Annotated in this window: 18 protein-coding genes and 3 tRNA genes; 11 read left to right on the top strand and 10 right to left on the bottom strand. The window is 53.9% G+C overall.

The window, feature by feature from the left end; all coding sequences use genetic code 11:
* Nucleotides 1-12 precede the first annotated feature (12 nt).
* From recC to recD, 4 genes are all read left to right on the top strand, one after another.
* Complete coding sequence (gene recC / locus OGY71_RS17795) at nt 13-3,381, top strand: exodeoxyribonuclease V subunit gamma (protein WP_286613510.1); 3,369 nt, start codon at nt 13-15, stop codon at nt 3,379-3,381.
* A gap of 179 nt (nt 3,382-3,560) precedes the next feature.
* Nucleotides 3,561-6,449 (top strand): pitrilysin, encoded by a 2,889-nt coding sequence (gene ptrA, locus OGY71_RS17790; protein WP_286613509.1) that lies wholly within the window; start codon nt 3,561-3,563, stop codon nt 6,447-6,449.
* Nucleotides 6,442-9,987 carry an exodeoxyribonuclease V subunit beta gene (gene recB, locus OGY71_RS17785; protein WP_284962479.1) on the top strand — a complete coding sequence of 1,182 codons (3,546 nt, stop codon included), beginning with the start codon at nt 6,442-6,444 and terminating at the stop codon, nt 9,985-9,987. Before ptrA ends, recB begins: the two co-directional genes overlap by 8 nt.
* Nucleotides 9,984-11,813, top strand: a complete 1,830-nt coding sequence (gene recD, locus OGY71_RS17780) for an exodeoxyribonuclease V subunit alpha (RefSeq protein WP_286613508.1) — start codon at nt 9,984-9,986, stop codon at nt 11,811-11,813. Before recB ends, recD begins: the two co-directional genes overlap by 4 nt.
* Before the next feature lie 44 nt (nt 11,814-11,857).
* Here recD and argA read toward each other — a convergent pair whose 3' ends face one another.
* Complete coding sequence (gene argA, locus OGY71_RS17775; RefSeq protein ID WP_286613507.1) at nt 11,858-13,189, bottom strand: amino-acid N-acetyltransferase; 1,332 nt, start codon at nt 13,187-13,189, stop codon at nt 11,858-11,860.
* 234 nt (nt 13,190-13,423) lie between these two features.
* Between argA and amiC the strand changes: the two genes are divergently transcribed.
* Entirely contained in the window at nt 13,424-14,677 is a 1,254-nt protein-coding gene (gene amiC, locus OGY71_RS17770; RefSeq protein WP_286613506.1) for an N-acetylmuramoyl-L-alanine amidase AmiC, read from the top strand.
* A 74-nt stretch (nt 14,678-14,751) separates the two neighbouring features.
* On the opposite strand, the gene OGY71_RS17765 is transcribed toward amiC, so the two are convergent.
* From OGY71_RS17765 to OGY71_RS17755, 3 genes are all read right to left on the bottom strand, one after another.
* Nucleotides 14,752-14,828, bottom strand: a tRNA-Met gene (locus tag OGY71_RS17765).
* Nucleotides 14,829-14,861: 33 nt separating this feature from the next.
* Nucleotides 14,862-14,938: transfer RNA gene (locus tag OGY71_RS17760), tRNA-Met, on the bottom strand.
* A 34-nt stretch (nt 14,939-14,972) separates the two neighbouring features.
* Nucleotides 14,973-15,049: transfer RNA gene (locus OGY71_RS17755), tRNA-Met, on the bottom strand.
* Nucleotides 15,050-15,254: 205 nt separating this feature from the next.
* On the opposite strand from OGY71_RS17755, the gene mltA reads away from it, so the two are divergent.
* Together mltA and tcdA are read left to right on the top strand one after the other, a co-directional pair.
* Nucleotides 15,255-16,352: a murein transglycosylase A gene (gene mltA / locus OGY71_RS17750; protein WP_008785702.1), complete on the top strand. Its 1,098-nt coding sequence runs from the start codon at nt 15,255-15,257 to the stop codon at nt 16,350-16,352.
* A gap of 108 nt (nt 16,353-16,460) precedes the next feature.
* Entirely contained in the window at nt 16,461-17,267 is an 807-nt protein-coding gene (gene tcdA / locus OGY71_RS17745; RefSeq protein ID WP_003825630.1) for a tRNA cyclic N6-threonylcarbamoyladenosine(37) synthase TcdA, read from the top strand.
* Nucleotides 17,268-17,344: 77 nt separating this feature from the next.
* Here the strand turns inward: tcdA and csdE are convergent, their stop codons facing one another.
* Nucleotides 17,345-17,791, bottom strand: coding sequence for a cysteine desulfurase sulfur acceptor subunit CsdE (csdE, locus tag OGY71_RS17740; protein ID WP_063940939.1), 447 nt, complete (start codon nt 17,789-17,791; stop codon nt 17,345-17,347).
* Entirely contained in the window at nt 17,791-18,996 is a 1,206-nt protein-coding gene (gene csdA / locus OGY71_RS17735; RefSeq protein ID WP_063940940.1) for a cysteine desulfurase CsdA, read from the bottom strand. Before csdA ends, csdE begins: the two co-directional genes overlap by 1 nt.
* 192 nt (nt 18,997-19,188) lie before the next feature.
* Here csdA and OGY71_RS17730 point away from each other — a divergent pair, with 192 nt between their 5' ends.
* The 4 genes from OGY71_RS17730 to rlmM all read left to right on the top strand — a co-directional run bounded on the left by OGY71_RS17730 (nt 19,189) and on the right by rlmM (nt 22,206).
* Nucleotides 19,189-19,416: a YgdI/YgdR family lipoprotein gene (locus OGY71_RS17730; RefSeq protein ID WP_003825635.1), complete on the top strand. Its 228-nt coding sequence runs from the start codon at nt 19,189-19,191 to the stop codon at nt 19,414-19,416.
* A 365-nt stretch (nt 19,417-19,781) separates the two neighbouring features.
* Nucleotides 19,782-20,699 (top strand): glycine cleavage system transcriptional regulator GcvA, encoded by a 918-nt coding sequence (gene gcvA / locus OGY71_RS17725; protein ID WP_003034035.1) that lies wholly within the window; start codon nt 19,782-19,784, stop codon nt 20,697-20,699.
* A gap of 18 nt (nt 20,700-20,717) precedes the next feature.
* Nucleotides 20,718-21,113, top strand: a complete 396-nt coding sequence (locus OGY71_RS17720) for a DUF423 domain-containing protein (RefSeq protein WP_003034037.1) — start codon at nt 20,718-20,720, stop codon at nt 21,111-21,113.
* Nucleotides 21,106-22,206 carry a 23S rRNA (cytidine(2498)-2'-O)-methyltransferase RlmM gene (gene rlmM / locus OGY71_RS17715; protein WP_003034040.1) on the top strand — a complete coding sequence of 367 codons (1,101 nt, stop codon included), beginning with the start codon at nt 21,106-21,108 and terminating at the stop codon, nt 22,204-22,206. The genes OGY71_RS17720 and rlmM overlap by 8 nt, the downstream gene beginning before the upstream one ends.
* A 35-nt stretch (nt 22,207-22,241) precedes the next feature.
* Here rlmM and fucR read toward each other — a convergent pair whose 3' ends face one another.
* The 4 genes from fucR to fucI all read right to left on the bottom strand — a co-directional run bounded on the left by fucR (nt 22,242) and on the right by fucI (nt 26,753).
* Nucleotides 22,242-22,970, bottom strand: a complete 729-nt coding sequence (fucR, locus tag OGY71_RS17710; RefSeq protein ID WP_003825642.1) for an L-fucose operon activator — start codon at nt 22,968-22,970, stop codon at nt 22,242-22,244.
* Between the two features lie 57 nt (nt 22,971-23,027).
* Nucleotides 23,028-23,450, bottom strand: coding sequence for an L-fucose mutarotase (fucU, locus tag OGY71_RS17705; RefSeq protein ID WP_048215640.1), 423 nt, complete (start codon nt 23,448-23,450; stop codon nt 23,028-23,030).
* Nucleotide 23,451: 1 nt separating this feature from the next.
* A complete protein-coding gene (fucK, locus tag OGY71_RS17700) occupies nt 23,452-24,870 on the bottom strand; it encodes an L-fuculokinase (RefSeq protein ID WP_286613505.1) in 1,419 nt (472 codons plus the stop codon).
* A gap of 107 nt (nt 24,871-24,977) precedes the next feature.
* On the bottom strand, nt 24,978-26,753 hold the full coding sequence (gene fucI, locus OGY71_RS17695; protein WP_003825648.1) for an L-fucose isomerase: 1,776 nt from the start codon (nt 26,751-26,753) through the stop codon (nt 24,978-24,980).
* Nucleotides 26,754-26,784: the final 31 nt, after the last annotated feature.

Below are 26,784 nucleotides of genomic sequence, written 5' to 3'. Positions count from 1 at the left end.
TCAGGAGTCGCTATGTTAAGGGTCTACCACTCCAACCGTCTGGATGTGCTGGAAGCGTTAATGGAATTTATCGTTGAGCGCGAGCGGCTGGACGACCCCTTTGAGCCTGAGATGATCCTGGTTCAAAGTACCGGTATGGCGCAGTGGCTACAAATGACTCTTGCACAGAAGTTTAGTATTGCCGCCAATATCGATTTTCCGCTGCCCGCGAGTTTTATCTGGGATATGTTTGTGCGCGTGCTGCCGGATATCCCGAAAGAGAGTGCGTTCAGCAAACAGAGCATGAGCTGGAAGTTGATGACGCTGTTGCCACAATTGCTGGATAGCGATGACTTCGCATTGCTACGCCACTATCTGACGGACGACACTGATAAACGTAAGCTTTTTCAGCTTTCCTCGCGCGCGGCTGACCTTTTCGACCAGTATTTAGTCTACCGCCCTGACTGGTTGACCCAGTGGGAAGCGGGGCGACAGGTTGAGGGACTTGGCGAGTCTCAGGCCTGGCAGGCACCGTTGTGGAAAGCGCTGGTGGAATACACCGCGGAATTGGGCCAGCCGTGCTGGCATCGTGCCAATTTATACCAACGATTTATTCAGACGTTGGAAAACGCGTCCGAGTGCCCGCAGGGACTGCCTTCTCGCGTCTTTATTTGCGGTATTTCGGCGCTGCCGCCGGTTTATTTGCAGGCATTGCAGGCACTGGGTAAGCACATTGATATTCATCTGCTGTTTACCAACCCTTGTCGCTACTACTGGGGGGATATTAAAGATCCTGCCTGGCTGGCGAAGCTGATGGCACGTCAGCGTCGGCACAGCTTTGAAGAACGGCATCTGCCGCTGTTTCGTGATAATCAGAAAGCCGAAGGATTATTTAACAGCGATGGCGAACAGGATGTGGGTAACCCGATGCTGGCCTCGTGGGGCAAGCTGGGGCGTGATTACATTTATTTGCTTTCGGAGCTGGAAAACAGTCAGGAACTGGATGCGTTTGTCGACATTACACCTGACAACCTTTTGCATAATATTCAATCAGATATTCTGGAACTCGAAAGTCATGCCGTAGCGGGCGTTACGCTGGAAGAATATTCCCGTAGCGACAATAAACGACGGCTTGAGCTGAACGACACCAGCGTGACTTTCCATGTCTGCCATAGCCCACAGCGCGAGGTGGAAATTCTTCATGACCGGCTGTTGGCCATGCTGGAAGCGGACCCAACGCTGACGCCGCGCGATATTATCGTGATGGTGGCGGACATCGACAGCTACAGCCCATTCATTCAGTCGGTCTTTGGTAGCGCGCCAGCCGAGCGTTACTTACCTTATGCAATATCTGACCGTCGGGCACGCCAGTCTCATCCCGTCTTACAGGCCTTTATCAGCCTGCTGTCGCTGCCGGATAGCCGTTTTGTCTCAGAGGATGTCCTGGCGTTACTGGATGTTCCCGTGCTGGCGGCGCGTTTCAACATTGATGAAGAAGGGTTGCGCTATCTTCGCTTATGGGTCAATGAATCCGGGATTCGTTGGGGAATTGACGACGATAACGTGCGTGAACTGGAACTTCCACCTACAGGTCAGCATACCTGGCAATTTGGTTTAACGCGTATGCTGCTCGGCTACGCGATGGAAAGCTCGCAGGGCGAGTGGCAATCGGTATTGCCTTACGATGAGTCCAGCGGCCTGATTGCCGAGCTGGTAGGGCATCTGGCCTCGCTGCTGATGCAGCTTAATCTCTGGCGTAGGGGGCTAGCGCAGGAACGACCGCTGGAAGAGTGGCTACCCGTTTGTCGGGAAATGCTTAATGATTTCTTCCTACCGGACGCGGACACCGAAGCGGCGATGACGCTGATTGAACAGCAGTGGCAGGCCATTATTACCGAAGGTTTAGGGGCTGAGTACGGCGATGCTATACCGCTCTCTCTGTTGCGTGATGAGCTAGCCCAGCGCCTTGACCAGGAACGCATCAGCCAGCGCTTCCTGGCGGGGCCCGTTAACATTTGTACGCTGATGCCGATGCGCTCCATTCCGTTCAAAGTGGTGTGCCTGCTGGGTATGAACGATGGGGTTTATCCGCGTCAACTTGCGCCGCTGGGCTTTGATTTAATGAGCCAAAAACCGATGCGAGGTGACCGCAGTCGTCGCGATGATGACCGCTATTTGTTCCTCGAAGCATTAATCTCAGCACAGCAGACGCTCTACATCAGCTACATTGGCCGCTCTATTCAGGATAACAGCGAGCGCTTCCCGTCGGTGCTGGTGCAAGAACTGATGGACTACATTGGACAAAGCCATTATCTGCCGGGCGATGAATCGTTGACCTGCGATCAAAGCGAGGCAAGGGTAAAAGCGCACATTACCCGTTTGCATTCCCGTATGCCCTTTGATGCACAAAACTATTTGCCGGGCGAACAGCAAAGCTATGCCCGGGAATGGCTGCCTGCGGCGAGTCTGTCAGGAAAAGCGCACACGGATTTTGTGCAGCCTCTTCCCTTTGAAATGCCAGAAACGCTAACGCTGGAAACGCTGCAGCGGTTTTGGGCACATCCAGTACGCGCCTTTTTCCAGATGCGTTTGAGGGTCAACTTCCGCTCTGAAGAGAGTGAGATCCCGGATACGGAACCTTTCACTCTTGAAGGGTTGACCCGCTACCAGCTTAATCAGCAATTGCTTAATACGCTGGTTGAAGAGAACGATGCTGAACGACTGTTCCGCCGTTTTCGTGCGGCGGGCGCGCTACCCTATGGGCCGTTTGGCGAAATTCTGTGGGATACGCAGCGTCAGGAAATGCAGTCGCTGGCTGAACGCATTATCGCCTGTCGTCAGCCCTGTCAGAGCATGGAAATCGATCTTAACTGTCACGGCGTGCAAATCACCGGCTGGCTGCCGCAGGTGCAAGAGGATGGTTTGTTGCGCTGGCGCCCATCTTTGATAAGCATTGCGCAGGGTGTGCAACTTTGGCTGGAACATCTTGTCTATTGTGCCAGTGGCGGTAGGGGAGAGAGCCGATTGTTCCTGCGTAAAGACGGAGAATGGCGTTTTCCGCCGCTGGATGCAGAACAGGCGTTGCTGTACCTGTCGCAACTCATTGAGGGGTATCGGGAAGGCATGTCGTCACCGTTGATGGTATTACCCGAAAGCGGTGGTGCATGGATAAAAACCTGTTATGACGCCGCAAATGATGCCATGTTAGATGACGATGCAACGTTGCAAAAAGCGCGCAGTAAGTTTCTGCAAGCCTATGAAGGCAACATGATGGTACGTGGCGAAGGTGATGATATCTGGTATCAGCGTCTTTGGCGTCAACTGGATGCTGATACTCAGGAGGCTATTGTTTTACAGTCTCAGCGCTACCTGTTACCGATTTTTCGCTTTAATCAGTCATGATGATTGTATAAAAATTGCGCAATTTGATGGCTTCCACTATGATGCGCATTCTGTCACGGACTGATTCTTACAAAGAGAAGATGCTGGCTCGTTCAGCACATAGTCTTGCCCTGTTCAGGTCATGTATTTATACGTGGTTTGTAGTGAACAGGTGAATTCGTTAATGATGAGGTTTGTGAATGCCCCGCAGCACCTGGTTCAGTGCATTACTGTTGTTCGTCGCCCTTTGGGTTCCCGTAAGTCAGGCAGATACCGGTTGGCAGCCTTTAGCTGAAACCATCCGTAAAAGCGATAAAGACACCCGTCAGTATCAGGCCGTGCGCCTTGATAACGGCATGGTTGTGCTGCTGGTATCCGATCCTCAGGCCGTGAAATCCCTTTCTGCACTGGTAGTCCCCGTGGGCTCGCTGGAAGATCCGGACGATCATCAGGGGCTGGCGCACTATCTCGAACACATGTGTCTGATGGGCTCGAAAAAATACCCACAGCCGGACAGCCTGGCTGAATTCCTGAAAATGCACGGCGGTAGCCACAATGCCAGTACTGCGCCTTATCGTACGGCCTTCTATCTTGAAGTCGAAAACGACGCGCTGGTGGGGGCGGTGGATCGCCTGGCGGATGCTATTGCTGATCCATTGCTGGATAAAAAATATGCCGACCGCGAGCGTAACGCGGTTAACTCCGAGCTGACGCTGGCGCGTACCCGAGACGGGATGCGTATGGCGCAGGTGAGCGCTGAGACGATCAACCCGGCGCACCCTGGCTCGCGTTTCTCTGGCGGGAATCTCGAGACATTAAGCGATAAACCGGGCAACCCGGTGGTGAAGGCATTACAAAAATTTCATGAAAAGTACTACTCTGCTAACCTGATGAAGGCGGTGATTTATAGCAATAAACCGCTGCCAGAGCTGGCGCGGATAGCGGCTGACACCTTTGGGCGCGTACCGAACAGGAATATCGCAAAGCCTGAAATTACCGTACCGGTCGTCACTGATGCGCAAAAGGGCATCATCATCCACTATGTTCCGGCAATGCCGCGTAAAGTATTGCGCGTCGAGTTTCGTATCGATAACAACAGCGCGCAGTTCCGCAGTAAAACCGATGAACTGGTGACCTACCTGATTGGCAATCGTAGCCCGGGCACGTTGTCTGACTGGCTGCAAAAGCAGGGCCTGGTTGAGGGTATTCGCGCGGACTCCGATCCGGTGGTCAACGGGAACAGCGGCGTATTAGCCATTTCCGCGACGTTAACCGACAAGGGGCTGGCGAACCGCGATGAAGTTGTCGCGGCAATCTTTAGCTACCTCAATTTGTTACGCGAGAAAGGTGTCGATAAACGCTATTTTGACGAGCTGGCGCACGTGCTGGATCTCGATTTCCGTTATCCCTCCATCACCCGTGATATGGACTACGTGGAATGGCTGGCTGATACCATGATCCGCGTTCCCGTCGAGCATACGCTGGATGCGGTGAATATTGCTGACCAATACGATGCGAAAGCCGTTGAGCAACGTCTGGCAATGATGACGCCGCAGAATGCGCGTATCTGGTATATCAGCGCGAAAGAGCCGCATAATAAAACCGCTTATTTTGTCGATGCGCCTTACCAGGTGGATAAAATCAGCGACAAAACCTTTGACGACTGGCAGCAAAAAGCGCAGGGCATTGCGCTGTCGTTACCGGAGTTGAACCCCTACATTCCGGATGATTTCACGCTGATTAAGACGGATAAAAAATACGCTCATCCTGAGCTGATCGTTGATGAGCCGGATTTACGTGTGGTGTATGCCCCGAGCCAGTATTTTGCCAGCGAGCCAAAGGCTGACGTCAGCGTGATCCTGCGTAACCCGAAAGCCATGGACAGCGCCCGCAACCAGGTCTTATTCGCACTTAACGATTACCTGGCAGGGATTGCGCTCGATCAGTTAAGTAACCAGGCATCGGTAGGTGGAATTGGTTTCTCTACCAACGCTAACAATGGGTTGATGCTTAACGCCAACGGCTACACCCAACGTTTGCCGCAGCTTTTTCAGGCGCTGTTGAGCGGCTATTTCAGCTACACCTCAACGGACGAACAGCTGGAACAGGCGAAATCCTGGTATGCCCAGATGATGGATTCCGCAGAAAAGGGTAAAGCTTACGATCAGGCTATTATGCCGGTGCAGATGCTTTCTCAGGTGCCGTACTTCTCCCGCGACGAGCGCCGTAAACTGCTGCCTTCCATCACCCTGAAAGAGGTGATGACCTACCGCGACGCCTTAAAAACCGGTGCGCGACCTGAATTCCTGGTCATTGGCAATATGAGCGAAGCTCAGACGACGAGCATGGCGCGGGATATCCAAAAACAGCTAGGTGCGAACGGGTCACAGTGGTGTCGCAACAAAGATGTGGTTGTGGACAAGAAGCAGTCCGTCATCTTTGAAAAAGCAGGCAGCAGCACGGATTCAGCGCTGGCCGCGGTATTTGTGCCAACCGGATACGATGAATACGCCAGTTCAGCCTACAGCGCTATGTTAGGTCAGATTGTTCAGCCGTGGTTCTATAATCAGCTGCGTACTGAAGAACAGTTAGGCTACGCCGTATTTGCTTTCCCGATGAGCGTTGGCCGTCAGTGGGGAATGGGGTTCCTGCTGCAAAGCAGTGATAAGCAGCCGTCTTACCTCTGGGAGCGTTATAAAGCGTTCTTCCCGACGGCGGAAGCGAAGCTGCGGGCGATGAAACCTGAAGAGTTTGCGCAAATTCAGCAGGCGATTATTGCGCAAATGCTGCAGGCGCCGCAAACGCTGGGGGCAGAAGCCTCACAGTTAAGCAAAGATTTTGATCGCGGCAATATGCGCTTCGATTCACGTGATAAAATAGTGGCTCAGATTAAACTGCTGACGCCGCAAAAACTTGCCGACTTCTTCCATCAGGCGGTGGTTGAGCCGCAAGGCATGGCGATATTGTCACAGGTTTCCGGCAGTCAGAATGGGAAAGCAGAATATGTGCACCCGGAAGGCTGGAAAGTGTGGCAGACCGTCAGCGCGTTGCAGCAAACCTTACCCCTGATGAGTGATAAGAATGAATGATGCCGCTGAGTCCCTTGATCCACTGCGCTTGCCCCTGACGGGCGAGCGTCTGATTGAAGCCTCTGCGGGCACCGGTAAAACCTTTACCATCGCCGCCCTGTATTTACGTTTACTGCTTGGATTGGGCGGCTCTGCCGCCTTTCCTCGTCCTCTGACCGTCGAAGAACTGCTGGTGGTCACCTTCACCGAGGCGGCTACCGAAGAGTTGCGCGGTCGAATTCGTAGCAATATTCATGAACTGCGAATTGCCTGCCTGCGTGAAACCACCGACAACCCGCTATATGCCCGTTTGTTAGATGAAATTGCCGATAAAAAACGGGCCGCGCAGTGGCTGCTATTGGCTGAAAGACAGATGGATGAAGCGGCGGTGTTTACCATCCACGGCTTTTGTCAGCGTATGCTCAGTCTCAACGCCTTTGAGTCAGGCATGCTGTTCGAACAGCAGCTGATAGAAGATGAATCGCTGCTGCGCTATCAGGCTTGCGCGGACTTCTGGCGTCGGCACTGCTACCCGCTGCCCCGCGACATTGCGCAGGTGGTTTTTGAAACGTGGAAAGGCCCGCAAGCGCTGCTGAGAGATATCGATCGCTATCTGCAGGGGGAAGCGCCGGTTATCAAGGCGCCACCGTCTGATGACGAAACGCTGGCCTCCCGGCATGAACAAATTCTCGCACGCATTAACCAGATCAAGCAGCAATGGCGTGATTGTGTTGATGAGCTGGATGGCCTGATGGAAGCCTCCGGAATTGACCGGCGTAAATTTAATCGCGGTAATCAGGGCAAGTGGATCGAAAAGATCAGCGCGTGGGCGGAGGAAGAAACACAAAGTTACCAGCTTCCTGACGCGCTGGAGAAATTCTCACAGCGTTTTCTGGAAGAGCGCACCAAAGCGGGTGGGATAACCCCTCAGCACCCGCTGTTTGTCGCTATTGATGAACTGCTTAGCGAACCGTTAACTCTCCGCGATCTGGTGATCACTCGTGCGCTAGCGGAGATCCGCTCGGCAGTTGCCGAGGAAAAACGTCGCCGCGGCGAGCTGGGTTTTGACGATATGCTCAGCCGTCTGGATGCGGCGTTGCGCAGTGAAAGCGGCGATGCGCTGGCGACGGCTATTCGTACTCGTTTTCCGGTCGCCATGATCGATGAATTCCAGGATACCGATCCACAGCAGTACCGTATTTTTCGTCGGATCTGGCAGCATCAGCCGGATACCGCACTGCTGCTAATTGGTGATCCGAAACAGGCAATTTACGCGTTTCGCGGCGCGGATATCTTCACCTATATGAAGGCGCGCAGCGAAGTCAGCGCACACTATACGCTCGATACCAACTGGCGTTCGGCCCCCGGCATGGTCAATAGCGTGAATACGCTTTTCAGCCAGATGGACGACGCCTTTATGTTCCGCGAAATCCCTTTCAGCCCGGTAAAATCCGCAGAAAAAAACCAGGGGTTACGGTTTGTTTTACGCGGCGAAACGCAGCCCGCTATGAGTATGTGGCTGATGGAAGGAGAAAGTTGCGGCGTAGGCGATTATCAGAGCTACATGGCGCAGGTGTGCGCCACGCAAATTCGCGACTGGCTTAAGGCTGGGCATTCTAGCGCAGCGCAACTGGTAAGTGGCAAAGCATCCAGCCCGGTACGCGCGTCGGACATTAGCGTATTGGTTCGTAGCCGCCAGGAGGCGGCGCTGGTCCGTGATGCACTGACGCAACTGGCCATTCCCTCTGTCTACCTCTCCAACCGTGACAGCGTATTTGAAACGCTGGAAGCACAGGAGTTGCTGTGGGTGCTGCAGGCGGTGATGACGCCGGAGCGTGAGAACACGCTGCGTAGCGCGCTGGCAACGTCAATGATGGGGCTGAATGCGCAGGATCTTGAAGCGTTAAATAACGACGAAAATGCCTGGGATGCGGTGGTCGAAGAGTTCGATGGCTATCGTCAGATCTGGCATAAACGCGGCGTGATGCCGATGCTGCGTGCGCTGATGACAGCTCGCCAGATTGCGGAGAACCTGCTGGCGACGGCGGGAGGCGAACGTCGACTGACCGACATTTTACATATCAGCGAACTGTTGCAGGAAGCGGGTTCGCAGCTGGAAAGCGAGCATGCGCTGGTGCGCTGGTTGTCCCAGCATATTCTTGAACCCGACAGCAACGCGTCAAGCCAGCAGCTCAGGCTGGAAAGCGACAAGCATCTGGTCAAAATCGTCACCATCCATAAATCGAAAGGGCTGGAATATCCGCTGGTCTGGCTGCCGTTTATCACCAATTTCCGCGTCCAGGATCAAGCTTTCTATCACGATCGCAGCTCTTTTGAAGCGGTGCTGGATCTCAGCGATGCCGAGGAGAGCGTTGAGCTAGCCGAAGCAGAGCGTCTGGCGGAAGACCTGCGTTTGCTGTATGTCGCGCTAACCCGTTCGGTATGGCATTGCAGCCTTGGCGTTGCGCCGTTGGTACGACGTCGGGGCGATAAAAAAGGGGATACCGATGTGCATCAGAGCGCCCTTGGTCGCCTGTTGCAAAAAGGCGAGCCGATGGATGCCGTGGGTCTGCGTAGCGCGATTGAAGCGCTTTGCAGCAACGATATTGCTTGCCAGACTCCCGCGCAGCCTGACGGTGAACCCTGGCAGGTTGCGCAGGCTGTTAGCAGCGAACTGAGTGCAAAAATACTGCAGCGTAAGCCCGGTGATAGCTGGCGCGTGACCAGTTATTCCGGTCTGCAACAGCGTGGACAGGGTATCGCGCAGGATCTGATCCCACGACTGGATATCGATGCCGCAGGCGTCGGTGAGGTTATTGAAGAATCAGGACTTACACCGCATCAGTTCCCGCGCGGCGCTTCGCCAGGTACGTTCTTGCATAGCCTGTTTGAAGATCTCGATTTTACGCAACCGGTGGATCCGCATTGGGTCGAGGAGCAACTGGCGTTGGGCGGTTATGACGCACACTGGACGCCGGTTTTGACCGAATGGCTGGACGCCATTTTGCAGGCGCCTCTCAACGAGACGGGCGTGAGTTTGAGCCAGCTATCCGCGCGTGAAAAACAGGTGGAGATGGAGTTTTATCTGCCGATTTCGCAGCCGTTAATGGCCAACCAGCTTGATGCGTTAATTCGCCAATACGATCCGCTCTCGGCGGGGTGCCCTGCGTTGGACTTTATGCAGGTTCGCGGTATGCTGAAAGGCTTTATTGACCTGGTATTCCGCCACCAGGGGCGTTATTACCTGCTCGATTACAAATCGAACTGGCTGGGCGAAGACAGCTCTGCCTATACGCAGCAGGCGATGGCCTCTGCCATGCAGGCGCATCGCTACGACCTTCAATACCAACTTTATACCCTCGCGCTGCATCGCTACTTACGCCATCGTATTGCTGATTACGATTATGAACGCCATTTTGGCGGCGTTATCTATCTCTTCCTGCGTGGCGTTGACAGTGAAAATCCGCAGCAGGGAATTTACGCGACTCGACCTGACGGAGAGTTGATTGCATTGATGGACGAGATGTTTGCCGGTGCGGTGCAGGAGACGATGTTATGACAATCCAGAAACGATTTCTGGAGGCTGTTGAGCAAAAACAGCTCCGGCCTCTGGATGCTCAGTTCGCGCTGGCGGTTGCCGGAAGTGACAACCCTGCCGTTGCGCTGGCTGCGGCGTTGCTCAGCCGTGAAGCGGGAGAAGGGCACGTCTGCTTACCGCTTTCACGGTTATCTCTGAGCGAGGACGCGCATCCTCTGTTAAGCGCCTGGCTCGCTGAAACGGGCGAGCCTGAAGACTGGGCGGAATGTCTGTTGGCTTCCAGTGCGGTAAGTCGTGGCGAGCAACCTACGCCGCTGGTGCTGTACGGCGATCGCCTGTATCTGAACCGGATGTGGCATAACGAACGTACGGTAGCTCGCTTTTTTAGTGAAGTGAACCACGCCATTGAAGTGGATGAACAGCGGCTGACCCACACGCTGGCATCGCTGTTCCCATCCTCTGAGGGGGTTAACTGGCAAAAAGTGGCCGCTGCTGTCGCGCTGACCCGCCGGATATCGGTGATCTCCGGCGGACCGGGGACGGGAAAAACGACAACGGTCGCAAGGCTGCTGGCGGCGTTGATTCAAATGGCAGACGGTGAGCGCTGTCGTATTCGACTGGCGGCGCCAACGGGAAAAGCGGCAGCGCGCCTGACCGCCTCATTGGGAGCGGCGCTACGAGAGCTACCGCTAACCGACGAGCAAAAGAAACGCATCCCCGATGACGCCAGTACGCTGCATCGATTATTAGGCGCTCAGCCTGGCAGTCAGCGTCTGCGTCACCACGCGGGAAACCCGCTGCATCTGGATGTGCTGGTGGTGGATGAAGCCTCGATGATCGATTTGCCTATGATGTCGCGCCTTATCGATGCGCTGCCGCCGCATGGACGGGTGATTTTTCTGGGCGATCGCGACCAGCTCGCTTCCGTCGAAGCGGGGGCGGTGCTGGGGGATATCTGTGCTTTCGTCGGTGACGGGTTTACCCCGGAACGCGCCCGCCAGCTCAGTCGCCTGACCGGAAGCGCTATTCCGACAGGTACGGGAACTCAGGCTGCTGCTCTGCGCGACAGTCTGTGCCTGCTGCAAAAGAGCTACCGTTTCGGCAGCGATTCCGGAATCGGTCAGTTGGCCGCTGCGATTAATTGCGGCGATAAATCTGCGATAAAAACGATTTTCCAGCAGGGATTTAGCGACATCGAAAAACGCACGCTACACAGCAGCGAGGATTACGCCGCGATGCTGGATGAGGCGCTGGCGGGTTATGGGCATTACCTGGATTTGCTGCGCGAGGGCGCAGAGCCAGGAGCTGTCATTCAGGCCTTCAATGAGTATCAACTGCTATGCGCCCTGCGGGAAGGTCCGTTTGGCGTTAGTGGTTTGAATGAACGCATTGAGCAGGTGATGGCGCAAAAACGTAAAATTCATCGTTCGACGCATAGCCGCTGGTATGAGGGAAGGCCGGTGATGATCGCGCGCAATGACAGTTCGCTGGGATTATTTAACGGTGATATCGGCATTGCCCTCGACCGTGGACAGGGCCTGAGGGTGTGGTTTGCGTTGCCGGATGGTTCTATCAAATCGGTGCAGCCCAGCCGCTTGCCTGAACATGAAACCACCTGGGCGATGACGGTGCACAAATCGCAGGGATCTGAGTTTGACCACGCGGCGTTGATTTTACCCAGCCAGCATTCACCCGTGGTTACCCGCGAGCTGGTCTATACCGCCGTTACCCGCGCGCGTCGCCGCCTGTCGCTGTATGCCGATGAGCGGATATTGAGCCGCGCCATTGCCACCCGCACTGAACGTCGCAGCGGACTGTCAGCATTATTTAATGACGGCATGATGTAGATGTAGGCCGGATAAGGCTGTTATGCCGCATCCGGCAACGACTCTTACCCCAAATCCGCCATCAGCACTTTTGACCGCCGCTGATAGTTGTACATCTCTTTCTTGCTTTCCGGCAGCAGGTCGATATCCACCGGCGTGAAACCGCGCTCCTGGAACCAGTGGATGCTGCGCGTGGTCAGCACAAACAGCTTGCTTAGCCCCATTTGCCGGGCCTGCGCGGCGATCCGTTCCAGCAACACTTCCCCGCGCGACGAACTACGGTAGTCCGGATGCACCGCCACGCACGCCATCTCGCCAATTCTCTCTTCCGGGAAAGGATACAGAGCGGCGCAGGCGATGGTCAGGTTATCACGCTGAATAATCGTGAATTTGTCGATCTCCATTTCCAACTGCTCGCGCGAGCGGCGGACCAGAATACCCTGCTGCTCCAGCGGGCGGATCAGCTCAAGAATCCCGCCGATATCGTTAATGGTGGCGCGACGGATCTGCTCGGCGCTTTCCATTACGATCTGTGTACCGATCCCGTCGCGGGAGAACAGTTCCTGCAGCAAGGCGCCATCTTCCTGATAGCTGATCAGATGGCAGCGGCGTACGCCACTGCGGCAGGCTTTCACCGCCCCGCGCAGGAAGCGCACCGTGCCGGAGCCGTAATCGCCTTTCTCTTCCTGCAACTCAACGCGAGCCTGGGCTTCGTTAGGAAACAGCTCGGAAATAATATCGCCATCATCGTTGGTGACACCCTGAGACGAGCAAAACCCGATCATTTTCTCCGCCTTCAGTTTGATAGCCAACTGTGTGGCGACCTCTTCTGACGTCAGGTTAAAGCTCTCACCGGTGACGGAAACGGCGACCGGCCCCAGCAGCACAATCGCGCCGCTGTCTAACTGGCGGTGAATGGCATCTTCATCAATACGACGAATACGCCCGCTATGGCAGTAATCTACGCCGTCATCAACGCCCAGTGGCTGAGAGATAATAAAATTACCGCTGACCACGTTGATGTGTGCACCTTGCAGTGGCGTATTATTCAGGCTCATCGACAGGCGGGCGGTAATATCAAGCTGAAGTAATCCCGCAGCCTGTTTGACCAGCTCGAGCGTTTTAGCGTCGGTAACGCGCGTATTTTTGTGGTACACCGGTTCATGATGATGCGCCGCAAGGTTGGCATCAATCTGCGGTCGTGCGCCATAGACCACGACGAGGCGGATGCCGAGGCTATGAAGAAGACCAATGTCATTGACGATACTGGAAAAGTTTTCATGCTCGATGGCTTCGCCGCCCAGCATAATGACAAACGTTTTTCCCCGATGGGTATTGATATAGGGAACAGAATGGCGGAATCCCTGTACCAGTTCGGTTCTACGCTCCTTCACCACGGCACACCCTCATTGCATGATTATTCGTAATTTATGTATTTTTATTCTGTTTTGGCGCTGTGCGCAAGCGTAATTTTTACCCATCCCGAAGATTTATCTCAGTAATGCCGTGAATATAAAAAGAATGTTTACCCTTTTATTGATGACAGATTATGCGTCATTCGCTAAAGTTTCCGGTCAATTCGGACGTTTTACGTATTACCTCAATAAAGATTTCTTTTGCTCGGGAGAAGCATGTCGGGATCCAATTCAGCAATCAGTCGCCGCCGTTTACTGAAAGGTGCGGGTGCTATGTGGCTTTTGAGCGTCAGCCAGGTCGGTCTGGCTGCCGTGAGTCAGGTCGTTGCCGTTCGTGTCTGGCCTGCGTCCAGCTATACCCGTGTCACGGTAGAATCTAACCGTCTGCTGAAATACAAACAGTTTGCCCTGAGTAATCCTGAGCGTGTGGTTGTGGATATTGAAGGCGTTAACTTGAACTCGGTGCTTAAGGGCATTGGTACGCAGATCCGTCCTGACGATCCGTATATTAAGTCGGCGCGTGTTGGGCAGTTTGACCCACAGACCGTGCGGATGGTGTTCGAGCTGAAACAGAACGTGAAGCCGCAACTTTTTGCGCTGGCTCCGGTGGCTGGCTTTAAAGAACGTCTGGTGATGGATCTCTATCCTGCGAATGCCCAGGATGTTCAGGATCCGTTGCTGGCGTTGCTGGAAGATTACAACAAGGGCGATCTGGATAAACAGGTGCCGCCTGCGCAAAGTGGCCCGCAGCCTGGTAAAGCGGGGCGCGATCGTCCGATTGTCATTATGCTGGACCCTGGCCACGGTGGAGAGGATTCCGGTGCGGTGGGGAAATACAAGACGCGTGAAAAAGATGTGGTACTGCAGATTGCCCGCCGCCTGCGAGCCCTCATAGAGAAAGAGGGCAACATGAAGGTCTTTATGACGCGAAATGAAGATATCTTCATTCCGCTTAAAGTCCGCGTGGCGAAAGCGCAGAAGCAGCGTGCTGACCTGTTTGTCTCTATTCACGCCGATGCCTTTACCAGTCGACAACCCAGCGGTTCGTCGGTGTTTGCGCTCTCGACCAAAGGCGCGACAAGTACCGCCGCGAAATATCTGGCGCAGACCCAGAACGCCTCGGATCTCATTGGTGGCGTCAGTAAGAGCGGTGACCGCTACGTCGACCACACCATGTTCGATATGGTGCAGTCGCTGACCATCGCCGACAGCCTGAAGTTTGGTAAAGCGGTATTGAACAAGCTTGGCAAAATCAACAATCTGCACAAGAATCAGGTTGAACAGGCCGGGTTTGCGGTACTAAAAGCGCCAGATATCCCGTCTATTCTGGTCGAAACGGCATTTATCAGTAACGTTGAGGAAGAGCGTAAACTCAAAACGGCGAACTTCCAGCAGGAAGTTGCAGAGTCGATTCTGGCAGGGATTAAAGCCTACTTTGCCGATGGGGCGACGCTGGCGAGAAGGGGATAACAAAAAAGCGCTGAAAAGCGCTTTTTTTATGGGCAACAGAAACAAAAAAACACCCGTTAAGGTGTTTAATGTGTTGGTTGCGGGGGCCGGATTTGAACCGACGACCTTCGGGTTATGAGCCCGACGAGCTACCAGGCTGCTCCACCCCGCGTCACCGTACTGCTTATATTTTATCAAATTTGATTGGTTGCGGGGGCCGGATTTGAACCGACGACCTTCGGGTTATGAGCCCGACGAGCTACCAGGCTGCTCCACCCCGCGTCACCGTACTGCTTATACTTCATCAAATTTTAATTGGTTGCGGGGGCCAGATTTGAACTGACGACCTTCGGGTTATGAGCCCGACGAGCTACCAGGCTGCTCCACCCCGCGTCCGTGGATGCGCACTATACTCTGCTCGCATTTTCATGCAACCCTTTTTTCACCTTGATCACGTTTTTAGGGTGAAAATGAACAAAAACAACGCATTCTGGATTGTTTTTTGCTCAAAATTTGCGTTCGGGTATGTATACGCATTTCATTAGGTTCGGGGGTTTGTTATCTTCGTCTCGCATTCAGGCAACATAAGACGAGAACAATGAAAGGACGTTGGGCAAAATATCTTCTGGCGGGAGCTGTAGTCGCGATGCTCGCCGCGTGTTCCTCAAAACCCACCGATCGTGGGCAGCAGTATAAAGACGGGAAATTTACCCAGCCTTTCTCACTGGTGAACCAGCCTGATGCGGTTGGCGCGCCAATCAATGCCGGTGATTTCGCCGAGCAGGTTAATCAAATTCGCAGCGCTTCGCCACGTTTGTACGGCAACCAGAGCGACGTCTACAACGCTATCCAGCAATGGTTACGTGCGGGCGGTGATACGCGCAGTATGCGCCAGTTTGGTATTGATGCCTGGCAAATGGAAGGGGCGGACAACTACGGTAACGTCCAGTTTACCGGTTACTACACACCGGTTATCCAGGCGCGCCATACGCGCCAGGGCGAGTTTCAGTATCCTATCTATCGCATGCCGCCAAAACGTGGGCGCTTACCCTCTCGTGCCGAGATCTACGCGGGCGCGCTAAGCGACAATTATATTCTGGCATACAGCAACTCCCTGATGGATAACTTCATTATGGATGTTCAGGGCAGTGGCTACATCGATTTTGGCGATGGCAGCCCGCTCAACTTCTTTAGCTATGCCGGGAAAAATGGCCACGCCTATCGCAGTATCGGTAAAGTGCTTATCGACCGTGGCGAAGTGAAAAAAGAAGATATGTCGATGCAGGCTATTCGCCACTGGGGTGAGACGCACAGCGAAGCCGAAGTGCGTGAGCTGCTGGAGCAGAACCCATCGTTTGTCTTCTTTAAACCGCAATCTTTTGCTCCGGTGAAAGGGGCCAGCGCGGTGCCGCTGATTGGCCGCGCGTCCGTAGCTTCTGACCGTAGTATCATTCCTGCGGGCACAACGTTACTGGCGGAAGTCCCGTTACTGGACAATAACGGCAAGTTTACCGGCCAGTACGAACTGCGCCTGATGGTGGCGTTAGATGTGGGTGGGGCTATTAAAGGGCAACACTTCGACATCTATCAGGGTATTGGCGCTGACGCCGGACACCGTGCCGGGTGGTATAATCACTACGGTCGCGTATGGGTACTAAAAACAGCGCCGGGTGCGGGTAACGTGTTCAGCGGTTAATTGCCGGATGGTGCTTCGCTTATCAAGCCTACATTATTGAGTAGGCCTGATAAGGCGTAGCCGACATCAGGTAGTCAGACTGCTCGGTATTAATGAATTTGAGGTTCTATGTCTGTGGTTATTAGCGATGCCTGGCGCCAACGTTTTGGTGGTACGGCACGTCTGTATGGCGAAAATGCGTTGCAGCTGTTTGCCCAATCGCACGTTTGCGTGGTTGGGATTGGCGGAGTAGGGTCATGGGCGGCGGAAGCGCTGGCGCGAACCGGTATTGGCGCTATCACACTCATTGATATGGATGATGTGTGCGTCACCAATACAAACCGCCAGATCCATGCGCTGCGTGATAACGTCGGTCTGGCAAAAGCTGAAGTGATGGCGGAGCGTATCCGACAAATTAACCCGGAGTGCCGGGTGAACGTGGTCGATGATTTTGTTACGCCAGATAACGTTGCTGAATATATGAATGCAGGATTTTCGTACGTCATCGATGCGATTGATAGCGTGCGCCCAAAAGCGGCACTGATCGCGTACTGTCGGCGTAACAAAATTCCGCTGGTGACCACCGGTGGTGCGGGCGGACAGATCGATCCTACGCAGATTCAGGTCGTTGATTTGGCAAAAACCATCCAGGATCCGCTGGCGGCCAAGCTGCGTGAGCGGCTGAAAAGCGATTTTGGCGTGGTGAAAAACAGCAAAGGCAAGCTGGGCGTGGACTGCGTGTTCTCGACCGAAGCGCTGGTTTACCCGCAGGCGGATGGCTCGGTATGTGCGATGAAAGCGACGGCGGAAGGGCCGAAGCGTATGGATTGCGCGTCCGGGTTTGGCGCGGCTACCATGGTGACAGCCACCTTTGGCTTTGTTGCTGTCTCCCATGCGCTGAAGAAGATGATGGCGAAGGCTGCGCGTCAGGCCTGATTGTGTCGGATGGCGCTATGCTTATCCGACCTACGGTTCGTGCAGTGTTGTCGGCCGGATAAGACGTATCTGCGTCGTCATCCGACTTTCTGGGCCGCCTCGAGAATCGCCTCGTTTAGAGCATGCAGCCCCTGGCTACGCGAGGCGCTGAGCTGCGCGCGTAAACCCAGTTCGTCAAATAACGCCATCGGCGAACGCGCCAGTAACTCGGCTGCGGTTTTACCTTCGACCGCCGTGAGTAATACCGCCAACAGCCCGCGTACTATTCGACCTTCGCTGTCGCCGAAGAAATGCAGAGTGCCATTCTCATGAAGAGTATGCCCCAGCCAGACGCGGTTTTCGCAGCCCGAAATTTCTTTGGCCTGCGCCTTTAGCTTATCCGGAAGCGCCGGCAACTGCTTACCCAGCAGAATCAGCTGGCGATATTTATCTTCCCACTGAGTAAGCGGGATAAAGGTATTGCGTAACGTCTCTTCGGTTACGGTTGTGCCAAACGGGTGTCCGGCGAACAGAGGGCTTGTCATTAATCCACCAATATTTCCAGCGCGCGGTCGACGGCTGCGACCAACGCATCCACATCGCTTTGGGTATTATAAGGGGCAAATGAGGCGCGTAGTGTTCCGGATACGCCAAGTTCCGCCAGCAGCGGCTGTGCACAGTGTTGCCCCGCGCGCAGCGCAATGCCATATTCGGCCAGCAGAGTGACCATATCGCTGTGATGAACACCCGCGAAATCAAAGGCTAACAGACTGGAGTCCTGGCAGCGGAAGGAACGAAAGCCAGGGCGTTTCGCCAGGGCATCTTCTGCCAGCGTCGCCAGACCCCGGCTCCAGTTTTCGGCCTGTGCAACGTCGACGTCCGCCAGCCATTCGAGCGCCGCGCTTAGCCCGATAACGCCTGCAACGTTAGGCGTACCGGCTTCCAGCTTCCATGGTGCGGGCTGAGTGGTGAAACCGTCAAAACTGACTTCGCTAATCATCTTACCGCCCCCAAGCCAGGGAGACATGGCTTCCAGCAGTTCCGGCTTACCGTACAGCACGCCAATACCGGTGGGGCCATATAGCTTGTGGCCTGAAAACGCATAGAAATCAATATCCAACTGCTGTACATCGGCAGGGTAATGCACAATTCCCTGGGCACCATCAACCATCACCACCATGCCAGCCGCATGGGCGAGCGTAATGGCGCGGGCCAGATCCGGGCAGCCACCAGTGACGTTCGACATTTGCCCGAGCGCCAGAATGCGGCTGCGCGGGGTAATGAGCTGCGTGAGGCGCTCAACGTCTGGCAATAAATGGGGGGTGAGTGGGAGTTTGACGACCTTAGCCCCCGTTTGCTCCGCGACCATCAGCCAGGGAACGAGGTTGGCGTGATGTTCCGCTGCGCTAACGATAATCTCATCACCCGGTTGTAGGCGTGGACGCGCATAGCTTTGGGCAACCATGTTGATCGCTTCCGTTGTGCCGCGGGTCCAGACGATGGTTTTGTCATCCGACGCATTAATCAGGTGTGCGACTTTTTCCCGCGCGGCTTCATAGCGAGCGGTCAGGCGCTGGGCTTCAGCAAACTGGCTGCGATGGACGTTCCCGGCACTCAGGCTATAAAACTGATGGGTTGCCTCAATGACCGCCTGCGGCTTCAGCGCCGTAGCAGCGCTGTCGAGATAAACGCCAGCATCGTTGAGTGCGGGAAATTGTGCGCGAAACTGCGCGGGGTTAAAAGCGTTCATGGTATTCCTCAGTTCAGTAAACCGATCGTGGCGCAAAAAGGGCATTGATACAAGGGTTGTGCTAACCATCGGAATACTCTGGATATCCTGGCAAAGCCCGTTCAGTGTCTTATGCTAAATAGCGTTAGGCGAACAATTTTGCCTGTTACGGAGTATGTTTTTAATAGCATAAATCGCTTTAAGGAGAAGAAGATGAAAAAGACTGCCGCCATAATTTCTGCCTGTATGCTGACTTTTGCCCTGAGCGCCTGTTCTGGTTCGAATTACGTGATGCACACCAATGATGGCCGATCAATCGTAGCTGATGGTAAACCACAGACCGATAATGAGACGGGGATGATTTCGTATAAAGACGCTAACGGCAACAAACAGCAGATTAATCGTACTGACGTGAAAGAGATGGTAGAACTGGAGCAATAATAGCAGGTCGGCCATCGACGAAACGTGGACAAAAAAAAGCACCGCAATTTGGCGGTGCTACATTAATCACTATGGACAGACAGGGTAAATGTACAGGAAGTGAAAAAGGGTAGCTTTGCTACCATGGTCTGAATCGCAGACCAATTGCAAACACAACAACACAACATCACAACCGTAAGCCAAAAGCCCACCAGAACACGCATTCCGATAAAACTTTTCGTTCCGGCTTCAGGAAGTGCCGCCACTATAGGTATTTGCTGGTAGAACCTCAACGGACAATTTATAATGGCTCAGATAAAAAAAACTAATAGGTTACAGCCTGTTAGCTAATTGTTAAATTCATTTAACATCAAAGCCTAAAAGTCATGTCAAAACGATTACCACCCTTAAATGCGTTACGTGTTTTTGATGCTGCCGCGCGTCATTTAAGCTTTACTCGCGCAGCAGAAGAGCTTTTTGTGACGCAGGCCGCAGTAAGTCACCAAATCAAGTCACTTGAGGATTTTTTGGGGCTAAAACTGTTTCGTCGACGCAATCGATCTTTGCTGTTAACGGAAGAAGGTCAAAGCTACTTTCTCGACATTAAAGAGATTTTTTCGCAATTAACCGACGCGACGCGTAAACTTCAGGCACGCAGTGCAAAAGGTGCGCTTACCGTGAGTTTATTGCCCAGTTTTGCGATCCAATGGCTGGTGCCCAGACTCTCTAGCTTTAACTCAGCTTATCCGGGAATCGATGTCAGGATCCAGGCGGTGGACCGTCAGGAAGACAAACTGGCTGATGATGTTGATGTGGCGATTTTCTACGGACGTGGCAACTGGCCGGGTCTGCGCGTGGAAAAATTGTACGCAGAATATTTATTGCCGGTCTGCTCTCCGCTGTTGCTTACCGGTGATAAACCGCTAAAGACACCGGACGACCTGGCAAAACATACTTTATTGCATGATGCGTCGCGACGAGACTGGCAAGCCTATACGCGCCAGCTTGGCCTGAATCATATCAACGTACAGCAAGGACCTATCTTCAGCCATAGCGCCATGGTGCTACAGGCTGCAATCCATGGACAGGGGATCGCGCTGGCTAACAACGTCATGGCGCAGTCCGAAATTGAAGCCGGACGTCTGGTCTGTCCGTTTAACGATGTTCTGGTCAGCAAAAACGCATTTTATCTGGTTTGTCATGACAGTCAGGCAGAACTGGGTAAAATAGCCGCCTTCCGTCAGTGGATTCTGGCGAAAGCGGCCACGGAACAAGAAAAATTCCGCTTTCGTTATGAACAATAATTTACGTAGGGTATTCAAATGACCAGCCGTTTTATGCTGATTTTTGCCGCCGTAAGTGGCTTTATTTTTGTGGCGTTGGGCGCCTTTGGGGCACATGTTCTGAGTAAAACCCTCGGTGTTGTTGAAATGGGGTGGATTCAGACCGGCCTCGAGTATCAGGCGTTTCATACGCTGGCTATCTTTGGCCTAGCCGTCGCCATGCAACGGCGCATTAGTATTTGGTTTTACTGGAGTAGCGTGTTTCTGGCATTAGGTACAGTGCTGTTTAGCGGCAGCCTGTATTGTCTCGCGCTCTCTCATTTACGCCTGTGGGCGTTTGTTACCCCTGTTGGCGGCTTCAGCTTCCTCGTAGGCTGGGCGCTGATGTTAGTGGGCGCTATTCGATTGAAACGTAAGGGCGTTAGCCATGAATAAGGTTGTATTGTTGTGTCGCCCAGGTTTTGAAAAAGAGTGCGCCGCAGAAATTACGGATAAAGCAGGACGCCGGGAAATCTTCGGTTTTGCCCGCGTGAAAGACAATGCGGGTTACGTCATCTTCGAATGCTATCAGCAGGACGATGCTGAAAAGTTAGTGAAAGAGCTGCCGTTTAGTTCGCTGATTTTTGCTCGTCAAATGTTTGTGGTGGGCGAGTTGCTGCAATACTTACCGCCGGAAGATCGCATTACGCCGATCGTTGGCATGTTGCAGGGCGTGGTGGAAAAGGGTGGCGATCTGCGAGTAGAAGTTGCCGACACCAATGAAAGCAAAGAGCTGGTTAAATTTTGCCGTAAATTTACCGTACCGTTGCGTGCAGCGCTGCGCGAAGCGGGCGTACTGGCAAAGTATGAAACGCCAAAGCGTCCGGTGGTTCACGTCTTCTTTATCGCCCCTGGCTGTTGTTATACCGGCTATTCCTGGCCTGACAATAACTCACCGTTTTACATGGGGATTCCGCGTCTGAAGTTTCCAGCCGATGCGCCGAGCCGTTCAACGCTCAAGCTGGAAGAAGCGCTGCACGTGTTTATCCCTGCCGATGAATGGGATGAGCGTCTGGCGAACGGGATGTATGCGGTGGATTTAGGCGCCTGCCCGGGCGGATGGACCTATCAGCTGGTTAAACGCAACATGTGGGTTTACTCCGTGGATAACGGCCCGATGGCGCAAAGCCTGATGGATACCGGACAGGTCACCTGGCTGCGTGAAGACGGATTTAAGTACCGTCCGAATCGCAACAACATTTCGTGGATGGTCTGTGACATGGTGGAGAAGCCGGCGAAGGTTGCCGCGCTGATGGCACAATGGCTGGTCAACGGCTGGTGTCGTGAGACGATCTTCAACCTCAAACTGCCGATGAAAAAACGCTACGAAGAGGTGTCACAGAACCTGGCTTACATTCAGGCCCAGCTTGATGAACATGGTGTAAATGCCCAGATTCAGGCGCGTCAGTTGTATCATGACCGTGAAGAAGTAACCGTTCACGTACGTCGTCTGTGGGCTGCCGTCGGCGGTCGTCGCGACGAGCGATAAGGCTACAACCCAGGTCGGATGGCGGCGTAATCGCCCTATTCGGCCTGGATTGCTTCAATCAGCTGTGTATCTGAAACAATATGCGTCACATCATCCAGATGCCCAATTCTGGCCTCTCCCGAACGATTAAATTTACTTTTATCGATCAGTAATAAAGACTGCGATGCACGCTTAAGCAGAATGGATTTGAAGTCTGCGTTGGTTGCATTTGAGTCCCAGAGCGCACCGTCGCTGTCGATCCCTTCGCAGGAAAAAATAAACAGGTCAATCTCGAGTGGTTTTAGCTGCGAGATAAGCGAGGGATTAACGTAGCAACCGTATTTGCGCTCAAGACGACCGCCGGAGCTGATAAGCTGAATGTGTTCACGTTTAGCCAATTCCTGGCAGATGGGCTGGCTGTTGGTAAAAACGTGAATGTTGATGTCCGGTAACTGTCGCGCCAGATACCAGCAGGTAGAGCTGGCGTCTAAGGCAATTACCATACCTTCTTCGATCCATGCCAACGCTTCACGGGCGATATCCGCTTTGTGTGCATAGTGGCTTTTGAGTCGAATATGAAATGGGTCACCGCTGTCCTGATTTTCCCGGTGAATAACTTTGGCCCGACCGTGGTTGCGTAACACTTTTCCCTGGGTCTGTAACTCGCTGAGATCGCGGCGGATGGTCTCTTTGCTGACGTTAAGCTGCAAAGCCAGGGCTTCGGTTGTCAGGCTTTTGTGGTTAGTAAGCAGATCTACGATTGCCTGCTGGCGCGCCGCTTTCATGTTCTGATCCTCATCTAATGATGAATGCCCGTACCTGACGGGCATTCTGACCAGAGATTACGGCGTTACCCCTTTTTTTAAAAGAATATTCCCGTACTTTGCCCGCTCTCCTGTGATAACGATCGCAAACGCCTTTTGTGCTCGTTCGTAAAAGGCATAGCGGTCAATACGCGTGATGTCCGGGCAGGGGGTCTGTAATGAAAGTGCCTGACGATAGCGAGCCTCAACGTCAGGATCGAGAGTGTCACCTTCAACCGCAGCCATCATCACCAGCGGTGGGGCGTAGCTGTCCAATTCAAATAGCGGAATAAGCGCCCGCAGCAGATCGCTGACCAGCAGACCGTCAGCGCGGATGACCTGCGGCCCCATGCTGTTGGCCGGGAAGTGGGCATCGGAAAAGATAATCTCATCGCCGTGTCCCATTTCGGCCAGCACTTTCAGTAAGTCGGGGGAAATTAAGGGAGATATCGTTTTAAGCATGTTACTCGACTCCTGTGAGTTCGGATTCGGTTTGCGGATAGAAGTAACGGTACTGATAGCGCACCTGTTCGCGCGCCTGCTCCGGGGAGGTAAATTCCCCGATGCCTGACCAGGCAAACATTGCGGCGCCTGCCACGGTAGTTTCGGCATCATCCAGCACTTTGACTGGGATCCCGAGTACGTTCGCTTTGATTTGGTTCCACAAGATATTGCGGCTGCCCCCGCCAACTAATAGCAGTTCAGTGGCCTGGAAATGGCCGATTTTTTCCAGCGTTTGCAGATTCCGCTGCAGCTGTTCTGTCAGTCCTTCCAGCGCGGCGCGATAAAAGTGTCCACGGGTAGTATTGAGGGTAACCCCTTGCCAGCCCGCATTCTGACAGGCCAGCAGGTCGCAGTGCATCTTCACCCCTTGGGCACCAGCGGGAATATCCCGAGCTTCATCAATCAACGTTTGCCAGGGCGTGTCCTCGGTCCATAACAGCTTTCGAACCCATTCAAGCACGCCGGAGGCCAGCCACTGCATTCCGGGATTGTTAAGCCCAGCCTGACTATCCAGCTCACAGGTGGAGCCCGCATAATGGCTGAGCAGGGAGGTATTTACCTGCGCACTGCGCACCATCAGAATTTCCCATGTGCCGGAAGAGAGTACCGGTTCATCCTGTTGGGCTCCTGCGCCAAATAGCGCAAACTGTGTGTCGTGTCCGGCAGAGATGACCGGAATACCCTCTGGAAGTCCGAGCTGGCTGGCGGCCTCGCGTTGCAGTACCCCAATTTGTTCGCCTGCTTCAACCAGGCGCGGAAACAGGCGACGCGGTATGCCTGTTGCCTGCAAAATGTCCTGGCTGAAATCACGTTGCTGGATATCCAGCATCTGGCTGGTTCCCGCCATGGTGATGTCAGTTGTGAACTCGCCGGTTAAACGTTGGTTGATAAGCGACGAGATAAACAGCCAGGCGTGCGCCTGTTCCAGTAATTGCGGGTGGTTCTCTTTCAGCCATACCAGTTTGTACAGCGTATTGAAGCTAAACGCCCCAACGCCGGAGATTTCCTGCAGTTGCTGCGGTGACATGTAGCGATGGATATTCTCCATAACCGCTGCGGTACGTGGGCATTTCCAGCTGATCACCGGATACAGTTGTTTTCCGTTCTTATCCACCAGCGCGCCATCCACGCCGAAGGTGGTGACGGCGATCCCGCGAATTTGGCAGGCGGCCAGTTGTAAGGAAAGCCGCTGACAGCAGTCGGCAAAGCGTTGCAGAATGGCCTCCAGCGACCATTGGTGCCAGGCACTGTTTTCTGCGGCGATGTCACTGGCGTTCGGGGTCGCTGCGCGGGCGACAATCTTTCCCTGTCGGTCAACGGCAATGGCCCGCACGTTGGTCGCGCCACAGTCGAGAACCAGAATAACCTCTTGTTTCATAATTGCTCCTGGGAGATTACCTATTTCCGGATGGCGGCTTCGCCTTATCCGGCCTACAAAACCGTGTGCTTCGTAGGCCGCGCCGCCATCAGGCAATCGCTCGATGTTTAACGCTTATACAGCGGACCGTAGTTCTGACAAGCGCGGTAATCCTGACCTTCCGTATCCATACCGTGGGCGGCCCAGGAGGAAGGACGATAAATTTTCTCGTCTTCTACGTTGTGCATGCACACCGGGATACGCAGCATGGCAGCCAGAGTGATAAAGTCCGCACCTACGTGACCAATCGTCAGCACCCCGTGGTTAGCACCCCAGTTAGCCATGACGGAATAGACGTCGCTGAACGGGCCCTTGCCGGTTAAGCGCGGAGCAAACCAGGTGGTTGGCCATGTGGAGTTGGTACGCGCATCAAGCTGGTCGTGCATATCTTTCGGCAGCTCCACGCTCCAGCCTTCCGCGATTTGCAGCACCGGCCCCAACCCTTTGATGATGTTGATACGGCTCATGGTGAACGGCACACCGCCTTCAGTCAGGAAGCGAGATGAGTAACCGCCCCCGCGGAAGTATTCGTGAATAGCCGGGCACCATTCGGTTGCCGCCAGGCATTCATCCGCCTCTTTCTGCGAGATTTCCCAGTGTGGTTTCATGGTCGGTTTACCTTCGCTGTCGCGCTGTTTGCAGGAACCGTCCAGTGCCGCAGAACCGGAGTTAATCAAGTGAATAATGCCGTGCTCAGCAAGTCCGGTCAGTGGTTTACCCGTGACGCGTTCAACCGCCTCTGGCGACCAATAGGTGCGCACATCGGCAAAGACCTGGGCCGTGCCGGTGAGTTGATGGCCGAACAGCATCGCCACGCCGTTCAGGCTGTCGTTTTCTGTCGCGACAACGAACGGTTCACGAACGCCATTCCAGTCAAATGAGCTGTTGAGCAACGCTTCGGCGGTATCGCCATTTGGGTATTGATCGGTCCAGTGACGCTGGCCCTGGAAGCCTGCGGCGATCGCGTTATAGCCCAGGGATTCTTCGACCAGACCTTTGTCTGCCAGCTTTTTGTTACCCTGCATCATGTCGCGAATGCACATAGCCATCAGCAGACTTTCTTTCAGCACCGCGCGGCTTTGTTCTGCGTTACGCTTATATTGTTGTGCGTTCTGATCTTCGCCGTAGCGGAAGTTTTTGTCCGCCCACGCCAGCGCCATTTCCAGCTCGGTTTCATCATAGATTTTCTGGTCAATGCGACGACGCAGCTCGGTCATATCAACCGCCTGCACCTTCATACCCAGCCAGGATTCAAAGAAGTTATGGTCGACGATAGAACCGGCGATGCCCATTGATACACCACCGACAGACAGGTAGCTTTTCCCTTTCATACTGGCAACCGCTAAACCGGCACGGGCAAAACGCAGCAGTTTTTCTTCAACATCGGCAGGGATAGATGTGTCGTCTGCATCCTGTACGTCATGACCATAGATGGAGAAGGCAGGAAGGCCTTTTTGGCTGTGAGCTGCCAGTGCGGCGGCCAGGTAAACCGCCCCCGGACGTTCCGTGCCGTTGAAGCCCCAGATCGCTTTCGGGCGCATCGGATCCATGTCGATGGTTTCACTGCCGTAGCACCAACATGGGGTAACTGTAATCGTCACGCCAACATTCTGGCTGCTGAATTTTTCTTCACAGGCCGCGGATTCTGCCATGCCGGCGATACAGGTATCGGCAATCACACATTCAATTTGTGCGCCGCAGGCATGACGAAGTTTTTCAGTGATAAGCGCTGCGGTAGCTTTAGCCATATTCATGGTTTGCTCTTCGAGCGACTCACGTACACCCATACGACGTCCGTCAATAACCGGGCGAATACCAATTTTTGGTAAGCTGATTTTTTTCATCACAGATTCCTCACGTTATTCGGATAAATAT

Origin of the sequence: Citrobacter sp. Cpo109, assembly GCF_030332565.1 — a bacterium.
In the GTDB taxonomy this organism is placed as follows: domain Bacteria; phylum Pseudomonadota; class Gammaproteobacteria; order Enterobacterales; family Enterobacteriaceae; genus Citrobacter; species Citrobacter portucalensis.
The sequence above is the reverse complement of the archived record's forward strand: the minus strand, read 5'-3'. Positions and strand labels throughout refer to the sequence as shown.